Genomic DNA, 23,961 nt, shown 5'->3' with positions numbered 1-23,961 from the left:
ACTCAGTTGGCGATAACACTCATGTTCCGGCCACTGGCCTTGGCCACATACAGCGCCTTGTCCGCGGCACCGACGATGTCGTCGGGCTGGGCTTGCGAGGCCGGGGCGTAGGCGCAGACACCCAGGCTGACCGTGACCACGCCTTCTACGCCTCCAACGTGTTTGATGTCGGCCTGCTGAACCGCACGGCGGATATTTTCCGCCACCAGAAATGCCCCCACATAATCGGTGGCGGGCAGCACCACCGTGAACTCCTCACCACCGAAGCGGGCCGCGAGATCGCCGGGGCGCTTGATGTTTTCGGTGATGATCGCGCTGATTCTGCGCAAACACTCATCGCCCGCCAAATGACCGTAGTGGTCATTGAAGCTCTTGAAGTGGTCGACATCGATCATCAGCAGCGCAAGATGGGTCTGGCTACGCCTGGCGCGGCCCATTTCCGCGAGAATGAACAGGTCGAATTGACGCCGGTTGGAAAGCCCGGTCAGTGCATCCTCCAGCGCCAGCAACTCGAGGCTGCGGTTGACCTCAATGAGTTTGTCCTGAGTCTCCAGCAGATTGTTCTGAATATGATTCTGCTGCTTCATGAGGCGGATCAGGCGATAACCGAGAGCCCCCAGAAACCCCAGCAGCAACAGGACGATACCCGCACTGAATATCGACTCCTGCCGCCAACTGGCCAGGACCTCATCCTTGTCGAGCGCGGCAAACACGACAAGCGGATACCCCTCGACCCGCCGAAACCCCACGACCCGCACCACCCCATCCACATAAGACCTCACCGTTGCCGTACCGGAATCGCCCTTGGGCAACAGTTGGGTAAACAGCGGTCCTTTGGCGACGCTGGTACCGATATCGGCTTCGTTGAACGGGCGCCGAACGACGATGGTGGCGTCATCGGCGATCAGGTTGATCACCCCGTTATTGCCCATGTCGATACTGTTGTACAAATCCAGGAAATGCTTGAGGTAGATCGAAGCCACCACCACGCCGGCAAACCGGCCATCAGCGTGATTGATCCGGCGTGACACGGTCATGATCCACTCACCGGTCGAGCGACTTTTTATCGACGGACCGATATGAGGACCGCGGTCGGGATGATCACGGTGGTAGATGAAATATTCACGATCGGAATTATTGGCATTGGGCGGTATGACGTTAATGGCGTTGGCGAGCCAGCGTCCTTCTTCGTCGAACACGAACAGCCCATGGATCTGCGCCAGTTCACTGCGTTGGGCCTGGAGCAAGCGTTGCAGTCGGGGAAGTTTTTCCGGTTGCATGCCGTCGATTTCGAGGCGGTCCACCAGGGCAAACAGCAGCGTGTCGGCCTGTTTGATCGATGCCTGCGCCTGCGAGGCCAGGGTTTGCGCCAGGTTGGACATCGCTACTTCGCTCTCACGCAGATGGTACTGACGCGAGTTCCAGCTTTCCCCGATCACAATGGCCAACAAAGACAGGCACACCGCAATGAGCAGGGAAACTGCGTATCGAACCTTGAGCGTTGACTCAACCGGCTCGGGCACCCAAGGCGTGGCGAACCGGGTGTGTTCAATACGATCTTTGACGGATGGATGCCCCATAACGCTCCCTGAATCCCTTATGACATGGCGACTTTTCCCGTTCGCCCTTTTAGCGCCAGCCAGCCGTGACCGGCGCTCAAACCATTACAACCCGACACCGATACGATAGGTGATTTATGCGAAATCGCTCATCGAAATCATGCCCGCCTGTTACAGCGCCCTCTGCTTCACGGCATCGATCCAGGCCGGATTCAATTGTGTCTGCTCAGTATCGATGCCCAGCGCTTGCATCCGCGCCGCGTGCTGATCCATCTCACGGGTCAGTTGACCATGGTCGCTGGAGTTGCCGTCCAACTGGTGCATCTGGCTCAGCCCCAAATGATAAAAGCGCAGCAGCTTCATGGCGCCCGGATCACCCTGCTCCACCGCCGCCGTCACCTGGTGCATGACGTTGGTGACGCTCATCAGGCTGCGCTTGAGCTGCCAACCGTAAACCGCTGGCGCCATCCATTCCTGGCTCCAGAACTTGCCGCGCATCAGCGCCACCGTCAGCAACAACGCGGCAAACACCCCGCCCACGTTGAACCGCAGATTGTCGCCGCCGGGTTCACCGAACAACGTCACCGCCGCCGTCGACAGCACCATCGCCAGCGCCAGGAACATCAGGGCGATGATCACCGTGCTGCGCCGCGTCTGGCTTCGATAGGTTTCGGCATTCATTGGCTGGATTTCGAACATCGCGACGGGGTTCCTTGCATCGATGGTAAAAGGCGCTGTGACAAAAAGACTGCGAGGCATTATCGCCTCCCCGAAGGATTTAGCTATGCTGGAGCTCCTTTTCATCTTTTCATCGTCAAACGGGAGCATGGCGATACAGCGCAGTTCGTGCCATCTTCATCATGGATACACACTATTCGGATGCCATGCGCCGTTGCCGGCGGGTGACATCGTTTTAAGGATCATTGAATGACCCAACGACATGTAATCAACGCCTCGGTCAGCCCTAAAGGCAGCCTGGAAACGCTCTCCCAGCGTGAAGTACAGCAACTGAGCGAAGCCTCATCCGGTATCACCTACACCCTCTTCCGCCAGTGCGCCCTGGCCATCCTCAATACCGGCGCCCACGTTGATAACGCCAAGACCATTCTGGAAGCCTATAAAGACTTCGAAATCCGCATTCACCAGCAAGATCGTGGCGTACGCCTGGAACTGCTGAACGCCCCGGCCGACGCTTTCGTCGATGGCGAAATGATTGCCAGCACCCGCGAAATGCTCTTCAGCGCCCTGCGCGACATCGTCTACACCGAAAACGAACTCGACGCCTTGAGCATCGACCTGAGCACCTCCCAGGGCATCAGCGACTACGTCTTCCACCTGCTGCGCAACGCCCGCACCCTGCGCCCCGGTGTCGAGCCGAAAATCGTGGTGTGCTGGGGCGGCCACTCGATCAACACCGAAGAATACAAATACACCAAGAAAGTCGGCCACGAACTCGGCCTGCGCAGCCTGGACATCTGCACCGGTTGCGGCCCTGGCGTGATGAAAGGCCCGATGAAAGGCGCGACCATCGCCCATGCCAAGCAACGCATCCACGGCGGCCGTTACCTTGGCTTGACCGAACCTGGGATCATCGCCGCCGAAGCGCCGAACCCGATCGTCAACGAACTGGTGATCCTGCCGGACATCGAGAAACGCCTGGAAGCGTTCGTACGGGTTGGCCACGGCATCATCATTTTCCCGGGTGGCGCGGGCACGGCCGAAGAGTTCCTGTACCTGCTCGGCATCCTGATGCACCCGGACAACCAGGACCTGCCGTTCCCGGTGGTCCTCACCGGGCCGAAAAGTGCCGCGCCGTATCTGGAGCAACTGCACGCCTTCGTCGGTGCAACCCTCGGTGAAGAAGCGCAGCAGCACTACGAGATCATCATCGACGACCCGGCTGAAGTAGCGCGGCAGATGACTCAGGGCCTCAAAGCGGTCAAGCAGTTCCGCCGCGAGCGCAACGACGCGTTCCACTTCAACTGGCTGCTGAAGATCGACGAAGGCTTCCAGCGCCCGTTCGACCCGACCCACGCCAACATGGCCAACCTGCAACTGAGCCGCAACCTGCCGTCCCACGAACTGGCCGCCAACCTGCGCCGTGCGTTCTCCGGCATCGTCGCCGGCAACGTCAAGGACAAGGGTATCCGCCTGATCGAAGAACACGGGCCGTACCAGATCCGTGGCGATGCCGCAGTCATGCAGCCGCTGGACCTCTTGCTCAAAGCCTTCGTCGCCCAGCACCGGATGAAACTGCCGGGCGGCGCGGCGTATGTGCCGTGCTACCAGGTGGTGGCTTGATTCCACAGAGTTTGTTGATCGTTCCCACGCTCTGCGTGGGAATGCAGCCCGGGACGCTCCGCGTCCCTTCCAGAACCGAACGCGGAGCGTCCGCTGAGGCATTCCCACGCAGAGCGTGGGAACGATCGGTCAACACCCTCAAACCACCGGATAAATACTTGCCAACCGCGCAGCAAGAAACTTGGCCTGGCTCGCCACATCGGTCACCGCCGTGCTCTCCCACCACATCCCGCGCAACGGTGGGCCCATGGCGAACAAACGGCTGGCGACCTGCCCGTCGGCGCTGAGTACCGCGCCATCCACCGTCGCGGCAATGCCCAACGCCAATGGTCCCGGACGCACCAGCCCGCGTGCGAGTAACTGCTGCGGCAACGGCCGCGCCACCCGGCGCCAGTCGTATTCGATGCCGCTGGAGTTGATCAGCGCCGCGCCATGCACCACGCAGGTTTGCGCCTCGCCACGACGACGAATGCGGATACTGACCTCACCGTTCGACGCAGACTCAAGCCCCTTGAACGACGCCGCCTGAATCCGCAACCGCCCTTCCCCGTGCAAGCGCGCCACCAACTCGGCACTCAACGGCGGCGAGCGATGGTGATGGCTTTCCCACCACGGCCGCACATGCCGCACAAATTGCCGGCGTTGCCGATCCGTCGCCTGACTCCACAACCGCCCGATATGCGCCCGTACCGTGTCCAGCGGCGCTTGCCAGTCGATGCCTTGAGCGATGGCATCGCGGCAATGCCGGCGCAGTTCGCGCACCAGCTGACGCGGTGTGCGAATGCTGTGATCCTCGGCGAGAAAATCCACCCACGCCGGCGGTTGTCGGCGCACATGCGGCAGCAAACCATGCCGGGAGAACACTTCGATCGGCCCGCGATGCCCGGCCTGCTCCAGCGACACCACGGCGTCGACCATGGTCAGGCCCGAGCCGATGATCAGCACCGTCGACTGCGGATCGAGTTGACGCATGGCGGCGACATCCCACGGGTCGAGTGCAGCGGCGTTCAAACCGCTGGATTCGGTTTGTGGTGTGCGGGCGGCGGGGAACATTCCGGTAGCGAGCACCGCGAATGCGCCTTGCAGACGCTGGCCATCGTTCAAGATCAGTTGCACAGAGTCGGCAAAGGTCTGCAGGTCCACCACTTCGGCCCGCACATGCTCGACACTCGACCCCTTCAACGCGCCCACCACCTGCGCTTCGGCCAGACGCTGCTGCACATAGACGCCGAACAGCCCGCGCGGCGGAAACAGTTCACTAATGGGCACATGCTGCTGATCCGACTCCGGCCAGCCACCGGCGGCGATGTGTTCGGTCAGCCATTGGGTCAGGTCATCGGCGTTGTCCGGGTCGACGCTCATCCGCGCCGCGTTGCCGTTGAGCGTATGGCCCAGCTCCACCGCGCTATAGGCTTCGCCACGGCCCAGTTCTGCTCGCGGCTCGATCACCAGAACCCGGCGCTGACCGGGCAACCGCAACAACTGCGCCGCCAGCATCGCACCGCTGAGGCCGCCGCCGATGATCAGGATGTCCGCGTGGCGGATGGCGTCGCTCGCCTGTGCGCGTGGGGTCTCAGTCATGGCGTTCTCACTGATCAATGTTTACCTGAATAGAAGTCGTGCGGATCGCCCCGTGTCAGTCACTCACCGGACGCTAGCCTGTGAAGCGTACTTGAGTGTCACGTTAATATTTTGCTCGGCCATCAGGAAGCCCACCTGCACGTCTCGATGCCATCCCCACTGTTTTTCAGGAGCCGCACTTGAATATAATTTTCTTTTATTTCAACAAGTTGGATAATTATTCAAGAAACACTTGCAGCTTTAAAACAGCAAAGTGTTTATCCAGTGTTAGCCGGTAAACAGTCAAATCACCACATTACGCACAAACCGCACCGCCACGTCCCCATCATTGCGATAGGAATGCGGCTGATGACTGGCAAACATAAAGAACTCGCCGGCAGCGATTTTCTGCGGCTGACCGCTGAGCATCAGGGTCAGGCAACCTTCGAATACATAAAGCTGTTCGCTGTAGCCTTCGGCATCCGGCTCCGAGGGGTAATGCTCGCCCGGTTCAAGCCGCCATTCCCACAGTTCGACTTCGCGGGTGGCGGTGGCTTTGGCCAGCAGCACCGCTTTACTGCCCGGGATCGTGCCGGCCCAGGCCAACTCATTGATGCGACTGGGGTCGCGGGCATCCGGGGCCTGGATCAGGTCGCTGAAGGCCACGTCCAGCGCTTCGGCCACGCGGTCCAGGGTGGTCAGGCTGACGTTCTTCTCGCCAGCCTCGATGGCCACCAGCATCCGGCGGCTGACCCCGGACTTTTCGGCCAGGGCGCTCTGGCTCATGTCGGCGGCGTGGCGCAGACGTCGCACGTTCAGGCTGACGTGCTGGAGGACCGAAGCCCGTCGGGTGGAATCTTTGTGCACTATATTGCTCACTGGATGGCGTTGCGCAGTATACTGCCCAACTTCGGGCGCATTGTGCGTCTCCCTCAGATGGCGCGCAAGGTCATGACGTCAATGAACGCTTCTCATACTTCCCCCCGTTTCTCCCGGTTCAGCAAGGCCGAGTGCGTGCTGGTGCTGATTACCATGGTCTGGGGCGGGACCTTTTTGCTGGTGCAACACGCGATGACCGTCAGCGGGCCGATGTTTTTCGTCGGCCTGCGTTTTGCTGCGGCGGCGAGCATTGTTGCCTTGTTCTCCTGGCGTCATCTGCGCGAACTGACGCTGTTCGAACTCAAGGCCGGGGCGTTTATCGGCGTAGCGATCATGCTCGGCTACGGCCTACAGACCGTGGGTTTGCAGAGCATTCCCAGTAGTCAGTCGGCGTTTATTACCGCGCTGTATGTGCCGTTCGTACCGCTGCTGCAATGGCTGGTGCTGGGGCGTCGTCCGGGGTTGATGCCGAGCATCGGGATCATGCTGGCCTTTACCGGGTTGATGTTGCTGTCGGGGCCTTCCGGCGCTTCGTTCAATTTCAGCTCCGGTGAAATCGCCACATTGATCAGTGCCGTGGCGATTGCCGCGGAAATCATTCTGATCAGCACCTATGCCGGCCAGGTCGACGTGCGCCGGGTGACGGTGGTGCAACTGGCGGTGACCTCGGTGCTGTCGTTTTTGATGGTGGTGCCAACTCAGGAAAGGATTCCGGACTTTTCATGGTTGCTGTTGTGCAGCGCGTTGGGCCTGGGCGCAGCGAGCGCGGCGATTCAGGTGGCGATGAACTGGGCGCAGAAAAGTGTTTCGCCGACCCGGGCGACGTTGATTTATGCCGGTGAGCCGGTGTGGGCCGGGATTGTCGGGCGGATTGCCGGGGAACGCTTGCCGGCGATTGCGCTGGTTGGGGCGGGATTGATTGTGGCGGCGGTGATTGTCAGCGAGTTGAAGACCAAGGGTAAGGCGGTTCTTGTGGTTGAGGACGATCTGGATCGCGAAGCCGAGCACTGATCGTTCCCACGCTCCCGCGTGGGAATGCCTCAACGGACGCTCTGCGTCTGCTCTTGGGACGCGGAGCGTCCCGGGCTGCATTCCCACGCAGAGCGTGGGAACGATCGATACCCCATCTCCTTTGAAACAATGATAAACAGGTTTTTTCCGTCTACCTTGTAGGATTCTGCGACAGCTTGGCGTTTGGTGATCGGGGAGCTGGCACGTATGATGCTTCACAAACTTCCGCAGATTAGAAGCCTATGTCCCTGATAGTTCTACTGCTTCTGCCTTTTATTGGCAGCTGTCTGGCAGCCTTGCTGCCGCACAACGCGCGTAATACCGAATCGCTGTTGGCTGGCCTGGTTGCCTTGATCGGCACCGTCCAGGTCGCCCTCTTGTACCCGCAAATCGCCCATGGCGGCGTAATCCGTGAAGAGTTCTTCTGGCTCCCCAGCCTGGGCCTGAACTTCGTGCTGCGCATGGACGGTTTCGCCTGGTTGTTCTCGATGCTGGTGCTGGGCATCGGCACGCTGGTTTCGTTGTACGCCCGCTATTACATGTCACCGGACGATCCGGTGCCGCGCTTCTTTGCGTTTTTCCTGGCGTTCATGGGCGCCATGCTGGGATTGGTGATCTCCGGCAACCTGATCCAGATCGTGTTTTTCTGGGAGCTGACCAGCCTCTTCTCGTTCCTGTTGATCGGCTACTGGCACCACCGTGCCGATGCGCGACGGGGTGCCTACATGGCATTGATGGTTACCGGCGCGGGCGGTTTGTGTTTGCTGGCGGGGGTCATGCTGCTCGGCCATGTGGTCGGCAGCTATGACCTGGACAAGGTCCTGGCCGCCGGCGATCTGATTCGCGCGCATGCCCTCTACCCTATTCTGCTGCCCCTGATCCTGATCGGCGCCTTGAGCAAAAGCGCGCAATTCCCCTTCCACTTCTGGCTCCCCCACGCGATGGCGGCACCGACACCGGTCTCGGCCTATCTGCACTCGGCGACCATGGTCAAGGCCGGAGTGTTCCTGCTCGCGCGTCTGTGGCCGTCGCTGTCCGGCAGTGAAGAATGGTTCTACATCGTCAGCGGGGCCGGGGCCTGCACCCTGTTGCTCGGCGCTTACTGCGCGATGTTCCAGAACGACCTCAAAGGCCTGCTGGCCTACTCGACCATCAGCCACCTGGGCCTGATCACCCTGCTGCTCGGCCTGAACAGTCCGCTGGCTGCCGTGGCCGCGGTGTTCCACATTCTCAACCACGCCACGTTCAAGGCCTCGCTGTTCATGGCCGCCGGGATCATCGACCACGAAAGCGGCACCCGGGACATTCGCAAACTCAGCGGCCTGGTCAAACTGATCCCGTTCACCGCCACCCTGGCCATGGTCGCCAGTGCCTCCATGGCCGGCGTGCCACTGCTCAACGGTTTCCTGTCGAAAGAGATGTTCTTCGCCGAAACCGTGTTCATCAATGCCACGGCCTGGATCGAGATGACCTTGCCGATCGTCGCGACCATCGCCGGGACGTTCAGCGTGGCCTACTCCCTGCGTTTCACCGTCGACGTGTTCTTCGGCCCGACCGCCACCGACCTGCCGCACACTCCACACGAGCCGCCGCGCTGGATGCGCGCGCCGGTGGAGTTGCTGGTGTTTACCTGTCTGGTGGTGGGGATTTTTCCGGCGCAAGTGGTCAGCTCGCTGCTCGCGGCGGCGGCATTGCCAGTGGTGGGCGGCACGTTGCCCGAGTACAGCCTGGCCATCTGGCACGGCTGGAACGCACCGATGATCATGAGCCTGATCGCCATGTCCGGCGGCATCGTGCTTTACCTGTTGCTGCGCAATCAGCTCAAGCGCGGGCGCTTCATGCACCCGCCGGTGATCAACCGCTTCAACGGCAAGCGCCTGTTCGAGCGCAGCCTGGTGGTCATGATGCGTCTGGCCCGTCGCCTGGAACGGCGGATCAGCACCCGGCGCCTGCAAACCCAACTGTTCCTGGTGGTGCTCGCTGCGGTGCTGGCCGGGTTGATCCCGATGCTGCACAGCAGCCTGAGCTGGGGCGACCGGGCGAAAATTCCGGGCTCGATCGTGTTCGTGATCCTCTGGCTGCTGGCGATTGCCTGTGCCCTTGGCGCGGCCTGGCAAGCCAAGTATCACCGGCTCGCGGCCCTGACCATGGTCAGCGTCTGCGGCCTGATGACCTGCGTGACCTTCGTCTGGTTCTCGGCGCCGGACCTGGCCCTGACGCAACTGGTGGTCGAAGTGGTGACCACGGTGCTGATCCTGCTCGGCCTGCGCTGGTTGCCGCGACGGATCGAAGAGGTGTCGCCGTTGCCGAGCAGCCTGCGCAAGGCGCGGGTGCGGCGGGTTCGTGACTTGCTGCTGTCGACCGCGGTCGGTGGCGGCATGGCGCTGTTGTCCTACGCGATGCTGACCCGCCAGACGCCCAACGACATTTCCTCGTTCTACCTCAGTCGTGCCCAGCCCGAAGGCGGCGGCAGCAACGTGGTCAACGTAATGCTGGTGGATTTCCGTGGCTTCGACACCCTCGGTGAAATCACCGTGCTGGTGGCGGTGGCCCTGGCGGTGTTCGCCCTGCTGCGACGCTTCCGCCCGCCAAAAGAAAGCCTGCAATTGCCAGCCCAACAGCGCTTGCTGGCACCCGATGTGGTCACCGACCTGGTCAACCCGCGTCACGCCAGCGACACCGCGCTCGGTTTCATGATGGTGCCCGCGGTGCTGGTGCGCCTGCTGTTGCCGATCGCCCTGGTGATCTCCTTCTATCTGTTCCTGCGCGGGCACAACCAACCGGGTGGCGGTTTCGTCGCCGGGCTGGTGATGTCAGTGGCGTTCATCCTGCAATACATGGTCGCCGGCACCCAGTGGGTCGAGGCGCAAATGAGCCTGCGCCCGTTGCGCTGGATGGGCACCGGGTTGCTGTTCGCCACCGTCACCGGGCTCGGGGCAATGGCGGTCGGGTATCCGTTCCTGACCACCCACACCTGGCATTTCGAACTGCCACTGCTGGGGGATATTCATATCGCCAGCGCGCTGTTCTTCGACATTGGCGTGTACGCCGTGGTGGTCGGTTCGACACTGTTGATCCTCACCGCCCTCGCCCACCAATCGGTACGCGGTCATAAAACCAGCGCGCAAATCAGGCCCGCGGCCAAAGCCGTTGTCACCCAAGGAGCCATCTGATGGAAGAAGTCATCGCAATCGCCATCGGTGTGCTGGCCGCGTCCGGCGTATGGCTGATCCTGCGGCCACGGACGTTCCAGGTGGTCATGGGCCTGTGCCTGCTGTCCTATGGCGTCAACCTGTTCATCTTCAGCATGGGCAGCCTGTTCATCGGCAAGGAGCCGAACATCAAGGACGGCGTGCCTCAGGATTTGCTGCACTACACCGACCCGCTGCCGCAGGCGCTGGTGCTGACCGCAATCGTCATCAGCTTCGCCATGACCGCGCTGTTCCTGGTGGTGCTGCTCGCCTCCCGGGGCCTGACCGGCACCGACCATGTGGATGGCCGGGAGCCTAAAGAATGATGGCGATGACCCACCTGATTGTCGCGCCGATCCTGCTGCCGCTGCTGACCGCCGCCGTGATGCTGATGCTGGGCGAGAAACACCGCCCGCTGAAGGCCAAAATCAACCTGTTCTCCAGCCTGTTGGGGCTGGGCATTGCCGTGATGTTGCTGCAATGGACGCAGGCCACCGGCGTGCCTGGCTCCATCGGCGTGTACCTGCCGGGCAACTGGCAGGCGCCGTTCGGCATCGTGCTGGTGGTCGATCGCCTGTCGGCGCTGATGCTGGTGCTGACCGGGATCATCGGTGTCAGCGCCCTGCTGTTCGCCATGGCCCGCTGGGACGGCGCCGGTTCGAGTTTCCACGCACTGTTCCAGATTCAGTTGATGGGTCTGTACGGCGCCTTCCTCACGGCGGACCTGTTCAACCTGTTCGTGTTTTTCGAAGTGCTGCTGGCAGCCTCTTACGGGCTGATGCTTCATGGCTCGGGCCGGCCGCGGGTGTCGTCGGGGCTGCATTACATCTCGATCAACCTGCTGGCCTCGTCGCTGTTCCTGATTGGCTCGGCGCTGATCTACGGCGTTACCGGTACGCTGAACATGGCCGACCTGGCGCTGAAAATCCCTCTGGTGCCGGAAGCCGATCGCGGCCTGCTGCATGCCGGCGCGGCGATTCTGGCGGTGGCGTTCCTGGCCAAGGCCGGCATGTGGCCGCTGAACTTCTGGCTGGTGCCGGCCTATTCCGCGGCCAGCGCGCCGGTGGCGGCGATGTTCGCGATCATGACCAAGGTCGGCGTCTACACCTTGCTGCGCCTGTGGACGCTGCTGTTCTCCGGCCAGGCCGGGGCCTCCGCGTACTTCGGTGGCGACTGGCTGATCTACGGCGGCATGGCGACCATCGTCTGCGCCGCCGTGGCGATCCTCGCCGCGCAACGCCTGGAGCGCATGGCCAGCCTGAGCATTCTGGTGTCGGCAGGCATTTTGTTGTCGGCCATCGGTTTCGCCCAGCCGAACCTGATCGGCGCGGCGCTGTTCTATCTGGTCAGCTCGACCCTGGCGTTGAGCGCACTGTTCCTGCTGGCGGAGTTGATCGAGCGTTCGCGTTCGGCCAATGAAATGCCGCTGGATGATGACGGCGAGCTGCTCCCACGGCCCCTGGAATCCTTGCAGCCACCCAAAGGCTTCAACCTCGATGACGACCAGAAAGCCGTGGTCGGTCAGGTGATTCCCTGGACCATGGCCTTCCTCGGCCTGAGCTTCATCGCCTGCGCTTTATTGATCATCGGCATGCCGCCGCTCTCCGGGTTTATCGGCAAACTCAGCCTGCTCAGCGCCCTGCTCAACCCGCTGGGCCTGGGTCATGGCAGCGACGAGCCGGTATCGAACGGCGCATGGGGTTTGTTGGCGTTGTTGATCCTGTCCGGATTGGCCTCATTGATCGCTTTCTCACGTTTGGGCATCCAGCGTTTCTGGACCCCGCAAGAGCGACCGTCGCCCTTGCTGCGCCGCCTGGAATGCGTGCCGATCATCGTGCTGCTGGGGCTGAGCATCGCGCTGACGTTCAAGGCTGAACCGCTGCTGCGCTACACCCAGGCCGCCGCTCAAGCATTGAATAACCCGCAGCAATACGTGATGGCGGTGCTGGGCACCCGTGCGGTGCCGAGTCCCGAAGCCAGGGCGGTACTGGTGGAGGTGCAGCCATGAAGCGTCTGTTTCCTGCACCGTGGTTGTCGTTGTCCCTGTGGCTGCTGTGGCTGGTGTTGAACCTGTCGATGAGCCCTGGCAATTTGCTGTTGGGCGCGGTATTGGGCTTCTGCGCTCCGCTGATGATGCGCAAGTTGCGACCATTGCCGATCCGCATTCGTCGCCCCGGGGTGATTTTGCGTTTGTTCTTGCTGGTTGGGCGCGATGTGCTGGTGTCCAACCTCGCCGTGGCCTGGGGCGTGCTCAATGCCGGGCGGCGCGCGCCTCGCTCGCGGTTCATCAAGGTGCCGCTGGACTTGCGCGATGCCAACGGTCTGGCGGCGCTGTCGATCATCTGCACGGTGATTCCCGGCACGGTCTGGTCGGAACTGGCGCTGGATCGCAGCATTCTGTTGCTGCACGTCTTCGATCTGGATGACGAAGGCCCATTCATCCAGCACTTCAAGACGACTTACGAGCGCCCCTTGATGGAGATCTTCGAATGAGCGAATTGCTGTCGAACGCAATCCTGCTGAGCCTGTTCATCTTTTCGCTGGCGATGATTCTGACCCTGATCCGCCTGTTCAAGGGCCCGTCGGCCCAGGATCGGGTTCTGGCCCTGGATTACCTGTACATCATCGCCATGCTGATGATGCTCGCGCTGGGCATTCGTTATGCCAGTGACACTTACTTCGAGGCGGCGCTGCTGATCGCGCTGTTCGGCTTCGTCGGCTCGTTTGCCCTGGCCAAATTCCTGTTGCGCGGCGAGGTGATTGAATGAGCGCTGAACTGTCTCTGTGGGTGGAAATTCCGGTGGCGATTCTGCTGGTGCTCAGCAGTCTGTTTGCGCTGATCGGCGCGGTCGGGCTGCTGCGGATGAAGGATTACTTCCAGCGCATGCACCCGCCGGCACTGGCCTCGACATTGGGCGCGTGGTGTGTGGCACTGGCTTCGATCATTTACTTTTCGGCGCTCAAGTCGGGGCCGGTGCTGCATGCCTGGCTGATTCCGATTCTGCTGTCGATCACCGTGCCGGTAACCACGCTGCTGCTGGCCCGGGCGGCGCTGTTTCGCAAGCGCATGGCGGGGGATGATGTGCCGGCGGAGGTGAGTAGCCGGCGCACGGAAACCGGGAGCTAGTTCAGGGAATTGTGTTGGTTGGCAGGGCCTCGAAGCTTTTCAAATCCAGGCCACTGCCAACAATCCAGCCCCCAACACCACGCACAATGGCGAATACGCCCAAGTATCCAGCCGGGCAAATTTCGAATCCTTGACCTGCTTGAAGAACCCCACCAGATTCGAATCGCCGATCGCTCTAGCGAACATCAGCAGCGCAATCGCGCTGATCACCCATTGCAACGACCAGTGATGCACCGTAGGCAGATACAGCCCGACCCGCAAGCACACCAGCATCGCAATCAGCAGCAACCCCACCGCCACCAGCAGCGTGCCAAAGCCCGATGGCTTGAACGCCGGCCTTGATGCCTCACCGCCCTCCCCGGGTACTCTCGGCACCACCGCCTCGCTACCCCACTTGCCACCCGCCGCCCAATACAGGTGGATCAGGCTGATGACCAGAAAGATTGCAGCCATCCATTGCGCGACCAAAAGGCTCATGTTCAGACATCCTGTGTGAAATGTTGCGGAAAAAAATAAACTTCCTTGCCCGTTTTTGTAAGGGCATTGGTCATCGGCGGTGGTAAAGTGCCGCCCCATGAAATTCGCCCGAACTGATCGCACATTGATGGCCTGGATGCTTTATTGCTGCGTCCTGTTCAACGTGCTTGCCTGCAGTATCGGTCACGGGCAAATGATCGGGATGCAGCTCAACGGCATCGGCGGCCAATTCTGTGCGGTTGACCCTGCGACCCAGGCACCGGTCTCCCCGAACTCCTCCGAAGAGCAACTGCCCACCCTGTCCAAGGCGTTCGCTTGCCCGCTGTGTTCCACCGGCGACATGGGCCCGACGCTCAATTCAAGCCTGACGCTGGCAATCCTGCCGCAGCAGCATAGTCCACCCTTGGCAAACATCGCCAACGCTGACCTCCCTGCCCGCTTCATCTGGCCATCGGCCAACCCCCGCGCACCGCCTTTCGCCTGAGTTTCCTTGCCTGTTCCGATCAGCCCACCGCGCCAACGCGTGGCGTTTGCCTGTGCGCTGTTTCCTAGCCAAGAATTCAGGATTTATCGATGAAACATGCTCTTTTACTGGCGAGCCCTTTGCTGGCCAGCCTGTTCGCCTGCCTGTCTGTTAACGCCTGGGCGCAATCCACCGTAGAGCTCGCGCCAATCACCATCGACGGCGAACAAGAAGTTCAGCCAGCCTTGAGCCTGGACCAATCCAGCGGCATGGCTTCGCGGCTCGGCCTGAGCGTGCGCGAAACCCCGGCCTCGGTGGCCATTGCCAATCGCAACGACATCGAACGCCATGGCGCGCAGAACTTCCAGGACGCCGCCAATACCCTGCCCGGGGTGAGTGCCAGCGCACCGCCCGGCTTCGGCGGTTTTGTCTCGTATCGTGGTTTTACCAGCAGCCAGATCACCCAGATGTTCAACGGCATCAATGTGGCTGGCGGTCTGGCGCGGCCGGTGGATGCCTGGATTTATGATCGAGTGGAACTGCTGGGCGGCCCATCGTCGCTGATCAATGGCGCCGGTTCCGTCGGCGGCTCATTGAATTACGTGACCAAACTGGCCACGCGTGAGGAGCAAGCCGTCGAAGGTCGGGTCAGCTACGGCAGCTACGACACCACCGAAACCGCGTTCGGCCTCAACCACGCCCTGAGCGAGGCAGGCGCGGACGTGCAGCACTACGCACGACTCGACGTCAGCCACAACACCAGCAACGGCTACATCGACCGCCAGGAACGCGATGCCTGGAGCGTGGCGTTTTCATTACTCAGCGACCTGACACCAAACCTGTCACACACCCTGGCTCTGGAATATCAGGACGAACACGAAGACAGCCCCTACTGGGGCACGCCGGTGCTCAACCCCAAGGCCGGCGAACTGAAAATCGACAAGCACAACCGCTTCAACAACTACAACGTCGAGGATGGTCGCTACGAGCAACGGACGATCTGGGTTCGTTCGATCATCGACTACCGGATCAACGACAGCACCACCTTGCGCAACACCCTTTACCACCTCGACAGCCAGCGCGATTACCGCAACCTGGAAACCTACCAGTACAGCGCCGACAACCGCGCGGTGAACCGTTCCACCGCCTATCAGGTGCGGCATCAGGGTGAGCAGAACGGCAACCAGTTCGAATTGCGCCACGACAACACCCTGTTGGGCCTGGACACCACCTGGTCCGGCGGTTTCGAGTACAAGGTCAACCAGACCACCAACTCGCCGCTGAACGTCAAAGGCACCAGCACCGTCGACCCGAACAACTTTCAGCCGGGGCACTTTTACGACATTCCGGGCACCAAACCGGGCTTTATCAGCGACAAGACCAACGAAGTCACCACCAAAGCCTTGTTCGTCGAAAACCGTCTGGCGCTGACCGACAAGCTGTCGTTACTGACGGGCCTGCGTTATGACGACATCGAACTGGACGTGACTAACCACCGCACCGTGACCGCCAGCAACCCACGGCACCTCAAGCGCAGCTGGGAACCGGTGACCGGCCGGGTCGGCCTGACCTACCAGTTCATTCCGACAGCCAATGCCTACGTTCAATACAGCACCGCCGCCGAGCAGCCCAATGGCACCCAGGACTTTGATGTGTCCACCGGCAAGCAATGGGAGGTCGGCAGCAAGTTCGATTACCTGGACGGTCGCGGCTCGGCGACGGTGGCGGCTTACACCATCGAGCGCAAGGATTTCGCGGTGACCGATCCACTGGACCCGACCACGAGCATTCCGGTCGGTCAGCAGACATCCAACGGTATCGAGCTGGCCAGTTCCTTCAGGATCACCGACAAGCTGTTGGCCGAGGGCAACTTTGCCTGGGTCGATGCACAGTACGACGAGTTCACCGAGAAGAATGCCGCAGGCGTGGTGGTGTCCCGCAAGGGCAATACACCGACCAACGTGCCGGACCGGGTCGGCAATCTGTGGTTGACCTATGACTTTGCACCGCAATGGCAAGGAGGCGTCGATGCGCGTTATGTGGCGTCGGTGTTTGCCGACAGTGCGAACACTATGACCGTGCCGTCGTACACGCTTTATGGCTCGTTCCTCAGCTACAAGGTCGACCGGCACACCACCGTCACCGGCCGGGTACGCAACCTGACCAACGAGGTGTATGCCGAATTCGCCCATGTGTCGCCGGCGTATTACCTCGGTACACCGCGCACATTTGAATTGGCGGTGCAGACACGATTCTAACCCCCACCCCCCGTAGGAGCTGGCGAAGCCTGCGATCCTTTGACGTTTCTAAAGGCAAGATCAAGAGATCGCAGGCTTCACCAGCTCCTACGGGATCTATGTGCATCAGAGCTGTTCATTTCAGCTCAGCAGCGACTTTATCCGCCACATCCTTGGGCACCCAGGCCTGCCAAACCTGCGGGTTCGCCTTCATGAACGCCTCGGCCGCTTGACGTGGCGGGGTGTGTTTTTCACTCATGTCCGCCAGGGCCTTGTTCAACGTTTCGATCGGTAAATCGACCTTGCTGAAAAACGCGGTGAGCTGCGGGTACTGTTTCTGGAACGGCGCGGACACACCGATGGACAGCTTCGAGGGCAGTGAGCGAGTCGGTTTCGGATTGGGGTTGTCGGCCTCGGTCAGGGTTTTCCAGGCTTCGGCGTCGAATGGCGGCTCTTGCAGTTGAATCAGCTTGAAACGGCCGAGCAATGGCGTCGGTGACCAGTAATAGAACAGGACTGGTTTGCCGCGACGAATCGACGAACTGATCTCTGCGTCCAGCGCCGCCCCCGAACCACTGCGAAAGTTCACGTAGCTGTCGTCCAGCCCATAGGCCTTGAGCTTCTGCTTGTTAACCACCTCCGACGTCCAGCCGATCGGGCTGTTCAAGAAGCGCCCCTTGCTCGGGGTTTCCGGGTCTTTGAACACATCCTTGTAGCGCGGCAGATCACTGACACTGCGCAGCCCCGGCGCCAGCGGCTTGATGCCCTTGGCCGGGTCGCCCTTGATCACGTATTCCGGCACCCACCAGCCCTCGGTGGCGCCCTTGACCGTATCGCCCAGGCTCGCGACTTTGCCCTCGGCCTCAGCCTTGACCCAGACCGGACTACGGCCCGCCCACTCTTCGCCGATGACCTGAATGTCATTGTTGGCCAAGGCGGTTTCCAGGGTAATGGTCGTCCCCGGCAAGGTATCGGTCGGCAAGCCATAGCCCTTCTCGACGATGATCCGCAGGGTCTCGGTGATCAGACTGCCGCTTTCCCAGTTCAGGTCGGCGAAATGGATCGGCGCCTGGGCGGCGAATAACGGAACAGGTGAAACCAACAAGCCGAACGTGGCCAGGGTAGTGGCCAGTAACCGTCGAAATCCCTTCATGCTCTTGCACCTCGTGCTGTTCACAGCAATAGCAGGATGGCCTGAAAAAGAAGACCACAAGCCTCTGAATACTCAGTCAACTGACTGTAGTAGAGGTTTCTGCTTTCGAGGGGCGAGGATTATTTTTCGGAAGGTTCCTGCAAGCGCGCAAGCTCTCTTCTGACCATGCTGGCGTACGCCGCCGGGCGCAACATATAAATCTGTGACGCTACCCAACTCAGCCAGGCTCCCTGCAGAACGGCCTTTTCAGCCAACAGGCGCTGGGCCTCGGCGTGTGCACTGGCCTGGTTCTGTTCGTGGAAATCGGCGCGGGTCTGGGTCATTACTCGCTGGCCTTGAAGGTCACCAGTTCGCCCTTGCGCCACTTGGCGGCTTTGGCAGTCACGGCTTTCAGGGTCTTGGTCAGGCCTTCCTGCAATTGTTGGTGGGCCGCAAACACCATCACCACGCCATGACCTTCCTTGAACACAATGCCGTGGCCGTCTGCGGTGGTCACGAACGCGTAATCCCCCAGCCCGTACACCGTCAATTTGATTTCGCGGAACTTGATGTCCAGTTTGCCGCCTTCGCGGCTGGGCAATACGGAAGCGCTGAAATGATCGCCGACCTTGAGTTTCAGCCCGGGCTTGTCGTCTACCACCAGCGCGGCTTCGGTGTCGATCTCGGCAATGTAAATGCCTTCAGCGTTCTGTTCGGTGATGTAGACGAAACGTGACTGAAACTGTTTAACCAGCTTTGCGCGCAAATCACCCAGTACGAACAAAGCATGCATATCGAGATTACTTACTGCCAAGGAAACATCCCCACATCTGAAAATGATGCCGCGCGCAGGAAACGCGCACAGCAGAAAAAAGCGGCAATGCCGAGGTGTAGCCACATGACCCGGGTCGAAATCCTGGAACGAGCAGAGGGCTCATCCATCGCGAGGTTTGGGAAGATTACTGGAACATCCCCCGCGTCGTCTTGCCTGGCGGTCGTCAGATGTTGAAGGAAAACGCCCTTCTAACGGCCAGAGAAAACCGGACTACCAACTTTAGGGAAAAATCTCTTTAAAAAAAGCACTTTTCCGACATATCGCCAGAAAAAAATTGCTTTAGATGGGCAGCAATCGCCAACCAGTGACGGCGATTCTAGAGCAGCCATGCTCACCGAGACTACCCAAAACAACGTACACACGTCGGTAAAACCACGAAAAGGACTTCATATGTGCACACTGACTCACTTCGCCCAGCCTCACACACACCACACAAACGGCTCGTCACTTCTGCAGTCGATGGTAATCCGTCAACAGGATTTCCTCCCTGAGGCGCATCTGCTCCCGCGTTTTCAGGTGGTATTGGCCGGTAACGCCTTTTTCCATATCAAGGAAATATCCACCGGACGTGTCAGAGGTTTCCGCGCCGACCATAACGAAGCCTGCGCCCTTGCCCGCTCGCTTGAGTCGCGCAACTGACGCACCCTGCGGCATTCACTTCTATAGACGTTTCGTCACGCCGGCGACTTAACTCAGCCGCCGGCAGGCAACTGCTGCCATACTACCCGCCCCATGAAACCCGTCCCCAGGGTGGACGGCGCTCAATACAACATAATATTTCAAAGGGAAGACTGCTACGTGACGGAATTTGATATCGGTGAATTTTTTATCCGGGGCGAAGCCAGAGAGGTCGACGGCGAATTCCAGGCAGTCATTATCATGCGCGCCAAACCGCCGTTGACCACGGTGGCGTATCACCAGGTCGAAAAGGATCGCTGGTTCAAGACCGCGGATGTCGCGGCCATTGCTGCCCAGGAATCCGCCAAAGCCCTGAAGCTTGCCGTCGATGACGGTGCGTTGAAGGCCTGATCATCGGGTTTGCAGTCTATGCTCATCCCTGCTTTGAACATCGTTATCGAACTCCCTGGCGCGCGGCGCCCTCAGATGCAATGAAGCCGCACCTCAGACCTCGCACCCGAGACGACTGATTATCTGCAAGGAGATGAAGATGGATTCACCCACACATGACTTGAAAGGCTTGTTCGACCAGCTCGGCCTGGACTCCAGCGAAAAAGCCATCGACGATTTCATTGCCCTTCATTCACCGTTGCTCAATAACCAGAAACTCATCGATGCCGAGTTCTGGACCCCGCAACAAGCCCGCTTCCTCAAGGAACAACTGCGTGAAGACGCCGATTGGGCGCACGTGGTCGACGACCTGAACCTGCGCATGCACCAAACCCACTAGCCCGCATTCCTCTGTAGGAGCTATCGAGTGCAACGAGGCTGCGATCTTTTGATCTTCGCTTTTAAAAGCAACATCAAAAGATCGCAGCCTCGTTGCACTCGACAGCTCCTACAGGGAGAGCGGCCTCAGCGAGGACTTTGCGGTTTGTAACCCAGGCGCAAACCACCCCAATGCCGGCCCTTGAGCATGATTGGCACCGAAAGGTCGTGCATCAGTTCACCGGTATCGCGGGTGTAGGTCTGCAACAGTACGGCCTGCTGATGGCTGCCACAGCGAATCCCGGTGCGGTCGGCGAACTTGCGCTTGGTGCGGTTTTGCAGTGTATCGACCTGTACGTCGCCGGTCAGCGGCTGGCTGAACACAGTGTTGTGGGTCGGCACATACCCCTGCTGCGTGCAGGCGATGGCGAACACCAGGCCTTCGTGACGCGGCAGCAACGGTTCCTGAATCGCCGGCAAGACCTGATCGGTGTAACGGTCGAAGCGGGTCTGGTATTTGGCCGGGCTGGTGTTGGGGATCGTCTGGTAATTGCGATCAAACAGGTCGTCGAGGCTGATCCGGCCCTGGTCTATATCCGCCTCGAAACGCGCCGCAATCTGACTCGCCCCTTCGCGGGCCAGGTCGTAAATCCGCTGGTGATAGTCATCCAGCCCGACTTCGGCGAGGCGTTCGCTGATGGTTTCGGCCCGCCCTTCCATTTGCACCGCCGCCTGGGCCAGGCGCTGGGTTTGCTGGTCACTGATCGCCAGGTCGCCGCGCATTTGTTCGATGGCGTGGAACAGACTGTCGAGTTGTTCACGATTGGTGTCCGCGCCCTGAGCGATTTCCCCGACCTGCCTTTCAACACCGGCGGCCAGGCGCGCGATGTTTTCCAGGTGCTGCCCCGTGTGCTCGACCTGCGCAACGCCGGTATTGAGGTCGCTGGCCAGTTGACGAATCTGCTCCACCACTTGTGCCGTGCGCTGCTGAATATCGGCGACCATCTCTCCGACTTCGCCGGTCGCCGTCGCCGTGCGCGCGGCCAGGCCACGGACCTCATCGGCCACCACCGCAAACCCGCGACCGTGCTCCCCGGCCCGCGCCGCTTCGATGGCTGCGTTCAACGCCAACAGATTGGTCTGGCTGGCGATGGACTGGATCACCAGCGTGACCCGCTGGATATCGTCGCTGCGCAGGCTCAGGGCTTCGATCAACTCGCGGCTGCTGCTGGCACGCTGACTGAGCTGATGCATGCGCGCAATGGACTCGACCAGTTCCGTGCGCCCTGCCGCGCTGCTCTGATGAGCTTCGCTGGCCGCGCTCAAGGCTTCCCGGCTGAGCGTCGACGTAGCGTGTTCGGTAGCGATCATCACTTCAGCGCTGCTGACAATCTGCGCCGCGGCGTCGAGTTGCGATTGCAGTTTGTCGGCCAGTTGCTTGACCGAAAAGGCCACGCCGGCGGCCGACAAGGCGTTATGACTGGTGGTGTAGGAAAGATCGCGAGTCAAACCGGCGATGGCGCTGGCGTTGTCAGCCGGGGTTGCCTCCGGCAGCGTGCGCGAACGCAGGCGCGGCAGCCAGATAATCAGCACGGCCAATGGCAGGCCAAGGTAAAGCGACCAGCCGGCCAATGCCATGCCGCACAGCAAGAGCATCAGGGCGATGCTTTGCAGGGTCGGCGTGAGCCACAGGTTTTTCGGCAAAAGTACAGCTGCGGGCACCGCCCCAGCCAGAGACCCGTCTCGCGTCATCGTTTGTCACCCCAAGCATCTTCTAATTGTTGTATCCGCATTAAACGCCACCACAAGGCCATTATCTATGGTCCGTTAGTAGTGGGGGGTTGCAGCAGATCAATAGAAGTGCACGGGTATTTTCATAGACGTCGAAAAGCAAAGATCGCAGCCTTAGGCAGCTCCTGCATGGGTTCACATAAACCTGTAGGAGCTGCCGAAGGCTGCGATCTTTTCAAGGCAGCCAGTTATTAGCTGGCTGCCTCACAGAATCAGGCCTGACGCTGGTGCTTGTCGATCTGCTCGTGACGTTCTTGAGCTTCGATGCAGTACTTGGTGGTCGGGCTGATCAGCAGGCGCTTGAGGCCGATTGGCTCGCCGCTGTCATCGCACCAGCCGAAGCTGTCTTCCTTGATGCGTTCCAGGGCCTGTTCCAACTGAGGCAGCATGCGCTGGTCGCGATCGATCGCGTTCACCAGCCAGGTGCGCTCTTCTTCGACGGAAGCCGCGTCAGCCGGATCGGCCGGAGTGTCCAGGCTCTCGATGGCGATGCGATTCTGTTCGATGCGCTCATGGGTTTCGACTTTCATGTTCTGCAACAGCTCAGAGAAAAAAGCATGTTGCTCGGCATTCATGTAGTCATCCGCCGGCATGGCCAGCAACTTGTCCTTTGTCATTGATATCTCTATAAAAAAACGTGCATTAAGGCGAATTAGGGAGCGTCCCGTTGAACCTTGCGCGGTCAATGGAACGGCGCCGTTTATTCCAAGCGCCACCCGGCACTCAATTTACGAGGGGCGGCAGTCTAAGGCCGACTTGAGGCCTCAGCAACTGAAAAGACTGCAAATCTGTCCGACAAAGCCCTGAAAGTGCTCTATGGCAAGCTTTGAGGCGCTTATCGGAGTGCGTTTATAGCAAGAAATTCAGTCCAGCGGCTGTATATAGAAGACAAACGGCTGCGCCACGCGGGTCAGGCGTGGCGCATTTTCACCTTTCGTGTGGCTCAGCGCTTGAGTTTGCGCTTGTTGCGGTACTGGTCGATGACCACCGCCACCACAATAATCAGCCCCTTGATAATGTCTTGAATATAAGCGTCAACACCCACAAAGGTAAAGCCGCTGGCCATGACCCCGAGAATCAATGCGCCGATCACGGTGCCGGTGATGCGCCCTACGCCACCGGCCAGGCTGGTGCCGCCGATGACTGCCGCGGCAATCGCGTCCAGTTCATAAGACATGCCCATCCCGGCCTGCCCGGTCGCGGCCCGTGCCGACGCCACCACCCCGGCCAGGCCTGCAAGCAGCCCGGCGATGCTGTAGACGATCACCAGATGGCGCTTGACGTTGATCCCGGAGGTGCGCGCCGCCTGCATGTTGCCGCCGATGGCGTAGGTGTATTTGCCGTACTTGGTGTAGCGCAGGGCAATGTGGAAGATCACCGCCACCACCAGAAAGATGATCACCGGCATCGCGCCATGTCCGATGGCCGTGTAGGAATCCGAGAGCATGCTTACCGGCTGACCTTCGGTGTAGTAGCGCGCCAGGCCGCGCGCCGAGACCATCATGCCGAGGGTGGCAATGAACGGTGGAATCCCGGTGATCGCAATGATGCTGCCGTTGATCGCCCCCGCCAGCAATCCCACCCCAAGCCCGGCGATCACTGGAATCCACACCGGCAAGTCGGTCAGGGACGGAAACACCGCCCGGGCAAAGTCCGAGGTCTGGGCCAGGCTGGCGGCAATCATCGCCGACAGCGCCAGCACCGAACCGGAGGACAGGTCGATACCGGTGGTGATGATGACTTGAGTCACCCCGATTGCCAGCAGGCCGATAATCGACACTTGCAGAATCATCAGCACCAGACGCTGAGAGTTCATCAGGAAGCTCTGGTCCCGCACGATCCAGCCGAACAACTCGAAGACCAGGCCGATGCCGATCAACACCAGGAAGATACTCAACTCGGTCGGAAAGCGCCGGCGACTCTTGACCGGTGCCATTGCAGGCTTGTTTTCCAGTATCGCGTTCATAACCACTCACCCTTCTATTGCGTCATCGGCGGCAGCCATGGCCACC

General features: G+C 60.4%; 24 protein-coding genes. 13 read left to right on the top strand and 11 right to left on the bottom strand.

Annotated elements, in window-relative coordinates:
- Positions 1-2: 2 nt before the first annotated feature.
- Complete coding sequence (locus PMI21_RS20400; RefSeq protein ID WP_007936002.1) at positions 3-1,580, bottom strand: sensor domain-containing diguanylate cyclase; 1,578 nt, start codon at positions 1,578-1,580, stop codon at positions 3-5.
- Between the two features lie 150 nt (positions 1,581-1,730).
- The gene (locus tag PMI21_RS20405) at positions 1,731-2,258 is read right to left on the bottom strand and encodes a DUF3087 domain-containing protein (RefSeq protein ID WP_033063881.1); all 528 of its coding nucleotides are present in this window, start codon (positions 2,256-2,258) and stop codon (positions 1,731-1,733) included.
- A gap of 228 nt (positions 2,259-2,486) precedes the next feature.
- Here PMI21_RS20405 and ppnN point away from each other — a divergent pair, with 228 nt between their 5' ends.
- Positions 2,487-3,860 (top strand): nucleotide 5'-monophosphate nucleosidase PpnN, encoded by a 1,374-nt coding sequence (ppnN, locus tag PMI21_RS20410; RefSeq protein ID WP_007936000.1) that lies wholly within the window; start codon positions 2,487-2,489, stop codon positions 3,858-3,860.
- A gap of 138 nt (positions 3,861-3,998) precedes the next feature.
- On the opposite strand, the gene PMI21_RS20415 is transcribed toward ppnN, so the two are convergent.
- Together PMI21_RS20415 and PMI21_RS20420 are read right to left on the bottom strand one after the other, a co-directional pair.
- On the bottom strand, positions 3,999-5,441 hold the full coding sequence (locus tag PMI21_RS20415) for an FAD/NAD(P)-binding protein (protein ID WP_007935999.1): 1,443 nt from the start codon (positions 5,439-5,441) through the stop codon (positions 3,999-4,001).
- 282 nt (positions 5,442-5,723) lie between these two features.
- Positions 5,724-6,287 carry a helix-turn-helix domain-containing protein gene (locus PMI21_RS20420; RefSeq protein ID WP_007935998.1) on the bottom strand — a complete coding sequence of 188 codons (564 nt, stop codon included), beginning with the start codon at positions 6,285-6,287 and terminating at the stop codon, positions 5,724-5,726.
- A gap of 15 nt (positions 6,288-6,302) precedes the next feature.
- On the opposite strand from PMI21_RS20420, the gene PMI21_RS20425 reads away from it, so the two are divergent.
- From PMI21_RS20425 to PMI21_RS20455, 7 genes are all read left to right on the top strand, one after another.
- A complete protein-coding gene (locus PMI21_RS20425) occupies positions 6,303-7,310 on the top strand; it encodes a DMT family transporter (RefSeq protein WP_007935997.1) in 1,008 nt (335 codons plus the stop codon).
- A gap of 242 nt (positions 7,311-7,552) precedes the next feature.
- Positions 7,553-10,483, top strand: coding sequence for a monovalent cation/H+ antiporter subunit A (locus PMI21_RS20430; RefSeq protein ID WP_007935995.1), 2,931 nt, complete (start codon positions 7,553-7,555; stop codon positions 10,481-10,483).
- Positions 10,483-10,827, top strand: a complete 345-nt coding sequence (locus PMI21_RS20435) for a Na+/H+ antiporter subunit C (RefSeq protein ID WP_007935994.1) — start codon at positions 10,483-10,485, stop codon at positions 10,825-10,827. Before PMI21_RS20430 ends, PMI21_RS20435 begins: the two co-directional genes overlap by 1 nt.
- The gene (locus PMI21_RS20440) at positions 10,824-12,509 is read left to right on the top strand and encodes a monovalent cation/H+ antiporter subunit D (protein WP_007935993.1); all 1,686 of its coding nucleotides are present in this window, start codon (positions 10,824-10,826) and stop codon (positions 12,507-12,509) included. The genes PMI21_RS20435 and PMI21_RS20440 overlap by 4 nt, the downstream gene beginning before the upstream one ends.
- Positions 12,506-12,994 carry a Na+/H+ antiporter subunit E gene (locus PMI21_RS20445; protein WP_007935992.1) on the top strand — a complete coding sequence of 163 codons (489 nt, stop codon included), beginning with the start codon at positions 12,506-12,508 and terminating at the stop codon, positions 12,992-12,994. Before PMI21_RS20440 ends, PMI21_RS20445 begins: the two co-directional genes overlap by 4 nt.
- On the top strand, positions 12,991-13,269 hold the full coding sequence (locus PMI21_RS20450) for a K+/H+ antiporter subunit F (protein ID WP_007935991.1): 279 nt from the start codon (positions 12,991-12,993) through the stop codon (positions 13,267-13,269). Before PMI21_RS20445 ends, PMI21_RS20450 begins: the two co-directional genes overlap by 4 nt.
- Positions 13,266-13,628, top strand: coding sequence for a Na+/H+ antiporter subunit G (locus tag PMI21_RS20455; RefSeq protein ID WP_007935990.1), 363 nt, complete (start codon positions 13,266-13,268; stop codon positions 13,626-13,628). The genes PMI21_RS20450 and PMI21_RS20455 overlap by 4 nt, the downstream gene beginning before the upstream one ends.
- A gap of 39 nt (positions 13,629-13,667) precedes the next feature.
- Here PMI21_RS20455 and PMI21_RS20460 read toward each other — a convergent pair whose 3' ends face one another.
- On the bottom strand, positions 13,668-14,105 hold the full coding sequence (locus PMI21_RS20460; RefSeq protein ID WP_007935988.1) for a DUF3995 domain-containing protein: 438 nt from the start codon (positions 14,103-14,105) through the stop codon (positions 13,668-13,670).
- Between the two features lie 97 nt (positions 14,106-14,202).
- On the opposite strand from PMI21_RS20460, the gene PMI21_RS20465 reads away from it, so the two are divergent.
- Both PMI21_RS20465 and PMI21_RS20470 read left to right on the top strand, forming a co-directional pair.
- Positions 14,203-14,589, top strand: coding sequence for a DUF2946 domain-containing protein (locus PMI21_RS20465; RefSeq protein ID WP_033063879.1), 387 nt, complete (start codon positions 14,203-14,205; stop codon positions 14,587-14,589).
- An 89-nt stretch (positions 14,590-14,678) separates the two neighbouring features.
- Positions 14,679-16,826 (top strand): TonB-dependent receptor, encoded by a 2,148-nt coding sequence (locus PMI21_RS20470; protein WP_007935980.1) that lies wholly within the window; start codon positions 14,679-14,681, stop codon positions 16,824-16,826.
- A gap of 115 nt (positions 16,827-16,941) precedes the next feature.
- On the opposite strand, the gene PMI21_RS20475 is transcribed toward PMI21_RS20470, so the two are convergent.
- From PMI21_RS20475 to PMI21_RS20485, 3 genes are all read right to left on the bottom strand, one after another.
- Positions 16,942-17,958, bottom strand: coding sequence for an ABC transporter substrate-binding protein (locus PMI21_RS20475; protein ID WP_007935978.1), 1,017 nt, complete (start codon positions 17,956-17,958; stop codon positions 16,942-16,944).
- Positions 17,959-18,077: 119 nt separating this feature from the next.
- Positions 18,078-18,281, bottom strand: coding sequence for a hypothetical protein (locus PMI21_RS20480; RefSeq protein ID WP_007935975.1), 204 nt, complete (start codon positions 18,279-18,281; stop codon positions 18,078-18,080).
- Complete coding sequence (locus tag PMI21_RS20485; protein WP_007935974.1) at positions 18,281-18,751, bottom strand: hypothetical protein; 471 nt, start codon at positions 18,749-18,751, stop codon at positions 18,281-18,283. Before PMI21_RS20485 ends, PMI21_RS20480 begins: the two co-directional genes overlap by 1 nt.
- A 411-nt stretch (positions 18,752-19,162) precedes the next feature.
- On the opposite strand from PMI21_RS20485, the gene PMI21_RS28705 reads away from it, so the two are divergent.
- The 3 genes from PMI21_RS28705 (at position 19,163) to PMI21_RS20490 (ending at position 20,180) form a co-directional block, all read left to right on the top strand.
- The gene (locus tag PMI21_RS28705) at positions 19,163-19,411 is read left to right on the top strand and encodes a hypothetical protein (RefSeq protein ID WP_007935972.1); all 249 of its coding nucleotides are present in this window, start codon (positions 19,163-19,165) and stop codon (positions 19,409-19,411) included.
- Between the two features lie 159 nt (positions 19,412-19,570).
- Positions 19,571-19,801, top strand: a complete 231-nt coding sequence (locus tag PMI21_RS0127975; protein WP_033063877.1) for a hypothetical protein — start codon at positions 19,571-19,573, stop codon at positions 19,799-19,801.
- Between the two features lie 139 nt (positions 19,802-19,940).
- Positions 19,941-20,180: a DUF2789 domain-containing protein gene (locus PMI21_RS20490; RefSeq protein WP_007935969.1), complete on the top strand. Its 240-nt coding sequence runs from the start codon at positions 19,941-19,943 to the stop codon at positions 20,178-20,180.
- Between the two features lie 125 nt (positions 20,181-20,305).
- On the opposite strand, the gene PMI21_RS20495 is transcribed toward PMI21_RS20490, so the two are convergent.
- The 3 genes from PMI21_RS20495 to PMI21_RS20505 form a co-directional block, all read right to left on the bottom strand.
- Positions 20,306-21,529 carry a methyl-accepting chemotaxis protein gene (locus PMI21_RS20495; RefSeq protein WP_443200758.1) on the bottom strand — a complete coding sequence of 408 codons (1,224 nt, stop codon included), beginning with the start codon at positions 21,527-21,529 and terminating at the stop codon, positions 20,306-20,308.
- 632 nt (positions 21,530-22,161) lie between these two features.
- A complete protein-coding gene (locus PMI21_RS20500) occupies positions 22,162-22,566 on the bottom strand; it encodes a TraR/DksA family transcriptional regulator (RefSeq protein ID WP_007935965.1) in 405 nt (134 codons plus the stop codon).
- Between the two features lie 326 nt (positions 22,567-22,892).
- Complete coding sequence (locus tag PMI21_RS20505) at positions 22,893-23,915, bottom strand: ABC transporter permease (RefSeq protein WP_007935962.1); 1,023 nt, start codon at positions 23,913-23,915, stop codon at positions 22,893-22,895.
- Positions 23,916-23,961: the final 46 nt, after the last annotated feature.

The sequence above is a fragment of the Pseudomonas sp. GM18 genome (assembly GCF_000282195.1).
In the GTDB taxonomy this organism is placed as follows: domain Bacteria; phylum Pseudomonadota; class Gammaproteobacteria; order Pseudomonadales; family Pseudomonadaceae; genus Aquipseudomonas.
This window is presented reverse-complemented; position numbering and strand designations above follow the sequence as displayed.

What these genes read in the sequence shown, in the direction of transcription:
- PMI21_RS20455 (WP_007935990.1), top strand. Translation starts at nt 13,266, where the DNA reads ATGAGCGCTGAACTGTCTCTGTGGGTGGAAATTCCGGTGGCGATTCTG.
- PMI21_RS20425 (WP_007935997.1), top strand. Translation starts at nt 6,303, where the DNA reads ATGGCGTTGCGCAGTATACTGCCCAACTTCGGGCGCATTGTGCGTCTC.
- PMI21_RS20500 (WP_007935965.1), bottom strand. Translation starts at nt 22,566, where the DNA reads ATGACAAAGGACAAGTTGCTGGCCATGCCGGCGGATGACTACATGAAT.
- ppnN (WP_007936000.1), top strand. Translation starts at nt 2,487, where the DNA reads ATGACCCAACGACATGTAATCAACGCCTCGGTCAGCCCTAAAGGCAGC.
- PMI21_RS20400 (WP_007936002.1), bottom strand. Translation starts at nt 1,580, where the DNA reads ATGGGGCATCCATCCGTCAAAGATCGTATTGAACACACCCGGTTCGCC.
- PMI21_RS20495 (WP_443200758.1), bottom strand. Translation starts at nt 21,529, where the DNA reads ATGATCGCTACCGAACACGCTACGTCGACGCTCAGCCGGGAAGCCTTG.
- PMI21_RS20480 (WP_007935975.1), bottom strand. Translation starts at nt 18,281, where the DNA reads ATGACCCAGACCCGCGCCGATTTCCACGAACAGAACCAGGCCAGTGCA.
- PMI21_RS20415 (WP_007935999.1), bottom strand. Translation starts at nt 5,441, where the DNA reads ATGACTGAGACCCCACGCGCACAGGCGAGCGACGCCATCCGCCACGCG.
- PMI21_RS20430 (WP_007935995.1), top strand. Translation starts at nt 7,553, where the DNA reads ATGTCCCTGATAGTTCTACTGCTTCTGCCTTTTATTGGCAGCTGTCTG.
- PMI21_RS20440 (WP_007935993.1), top strand. Translation starts at nt 10,824, where the DNA reads ATGATGGCGATGACCCACCTGATTGTCGCGCCGATCCTGCTGCCGCTG.
- PMI21_RS20450 (WP_007935991.1), top strand. Translation starts at nt 12,991, where the DNA reads ATGAGCGAATTGCTGTCGAACGCAATCCTGCTGAGCCTGTTCATCTTT.
- PMI21_RS20445 (WP_007935992.1), top strand. Translation starts at nt 12,506, where the DNA reads ATGAAGCGTCTGTTTCCTGCACCGTGGTTGTCGTTGTCCCTGTGGCTG.
- PMI21_RS20490 (WP_007935969.1), top strand. Translation starts at nt 19,941, where the DNA reads ATGGATTCACCCACACATGACTTGAAAGGCTTGTTCGACCAGCTCGGC.
- PMI21_RS20505 (WP_007935962.1), bottom strand. Translation starts at nt 23,915, where the DNA reads ATGAACGCGATACTGGAAAACAAGCCTGCAATGGCACCGGTCAAGAGT.
- PMI21_RS28705 (WP_007935972.1), top strand. Translation starts at nt 19,163, where the DNA reads ATGTGCACACTGACTCACTTCGCCCAGCCTCACACACACCACACAAAC.
- PMI21_RS20405 (WP_033063881.1), bottom strand. Translation starts at nt 2,258, where the DNA reads ATGTTCGAAATCCAGCCAATGAATGCCGAAACCTATCGAAGCCAGACG.
- PMI21_RS20470 (WP_007935980.1), top strand. Translation starts at nt 14,679, where the DNA reads ATGAAACATGCTCTTTTACTGGCGAGCCCTTTGCTGGCCAGCCTGTTC.
- PMI21_RS20465 (WP_033063879.1), top strand. Translation starts at nt 14,203, where the DNA reads ATGAAATTCGCCCGAACTGATCGCACATTGATGGCCTGGATGCTTTAT.
- PMI21_RS20475 (WP_007935978.1), bottom strand. Translation starts at nt 17,958, where the DNA reads ATGAAGGGATTTCGACGGTTACTGGCCACTACCCTGGCCACGTTCGGC.
- PMI21_RS20460 (WP_007935988.1), bottom strand. Translation starts at nt 14,105, where the DNA reads ATGAGCCTTTTGGTCGCGCAATGGATGGCTGCAATCTTTCTGGTCATC.
- PMI21_RS20435 (WP_007935994.1), top strand. Translation starts at nt 10,483, where the DNA reads ATGGAAGAAGTCATCGCAATCGCCATCGGTGTGCTGGCCGCGTCCGGC.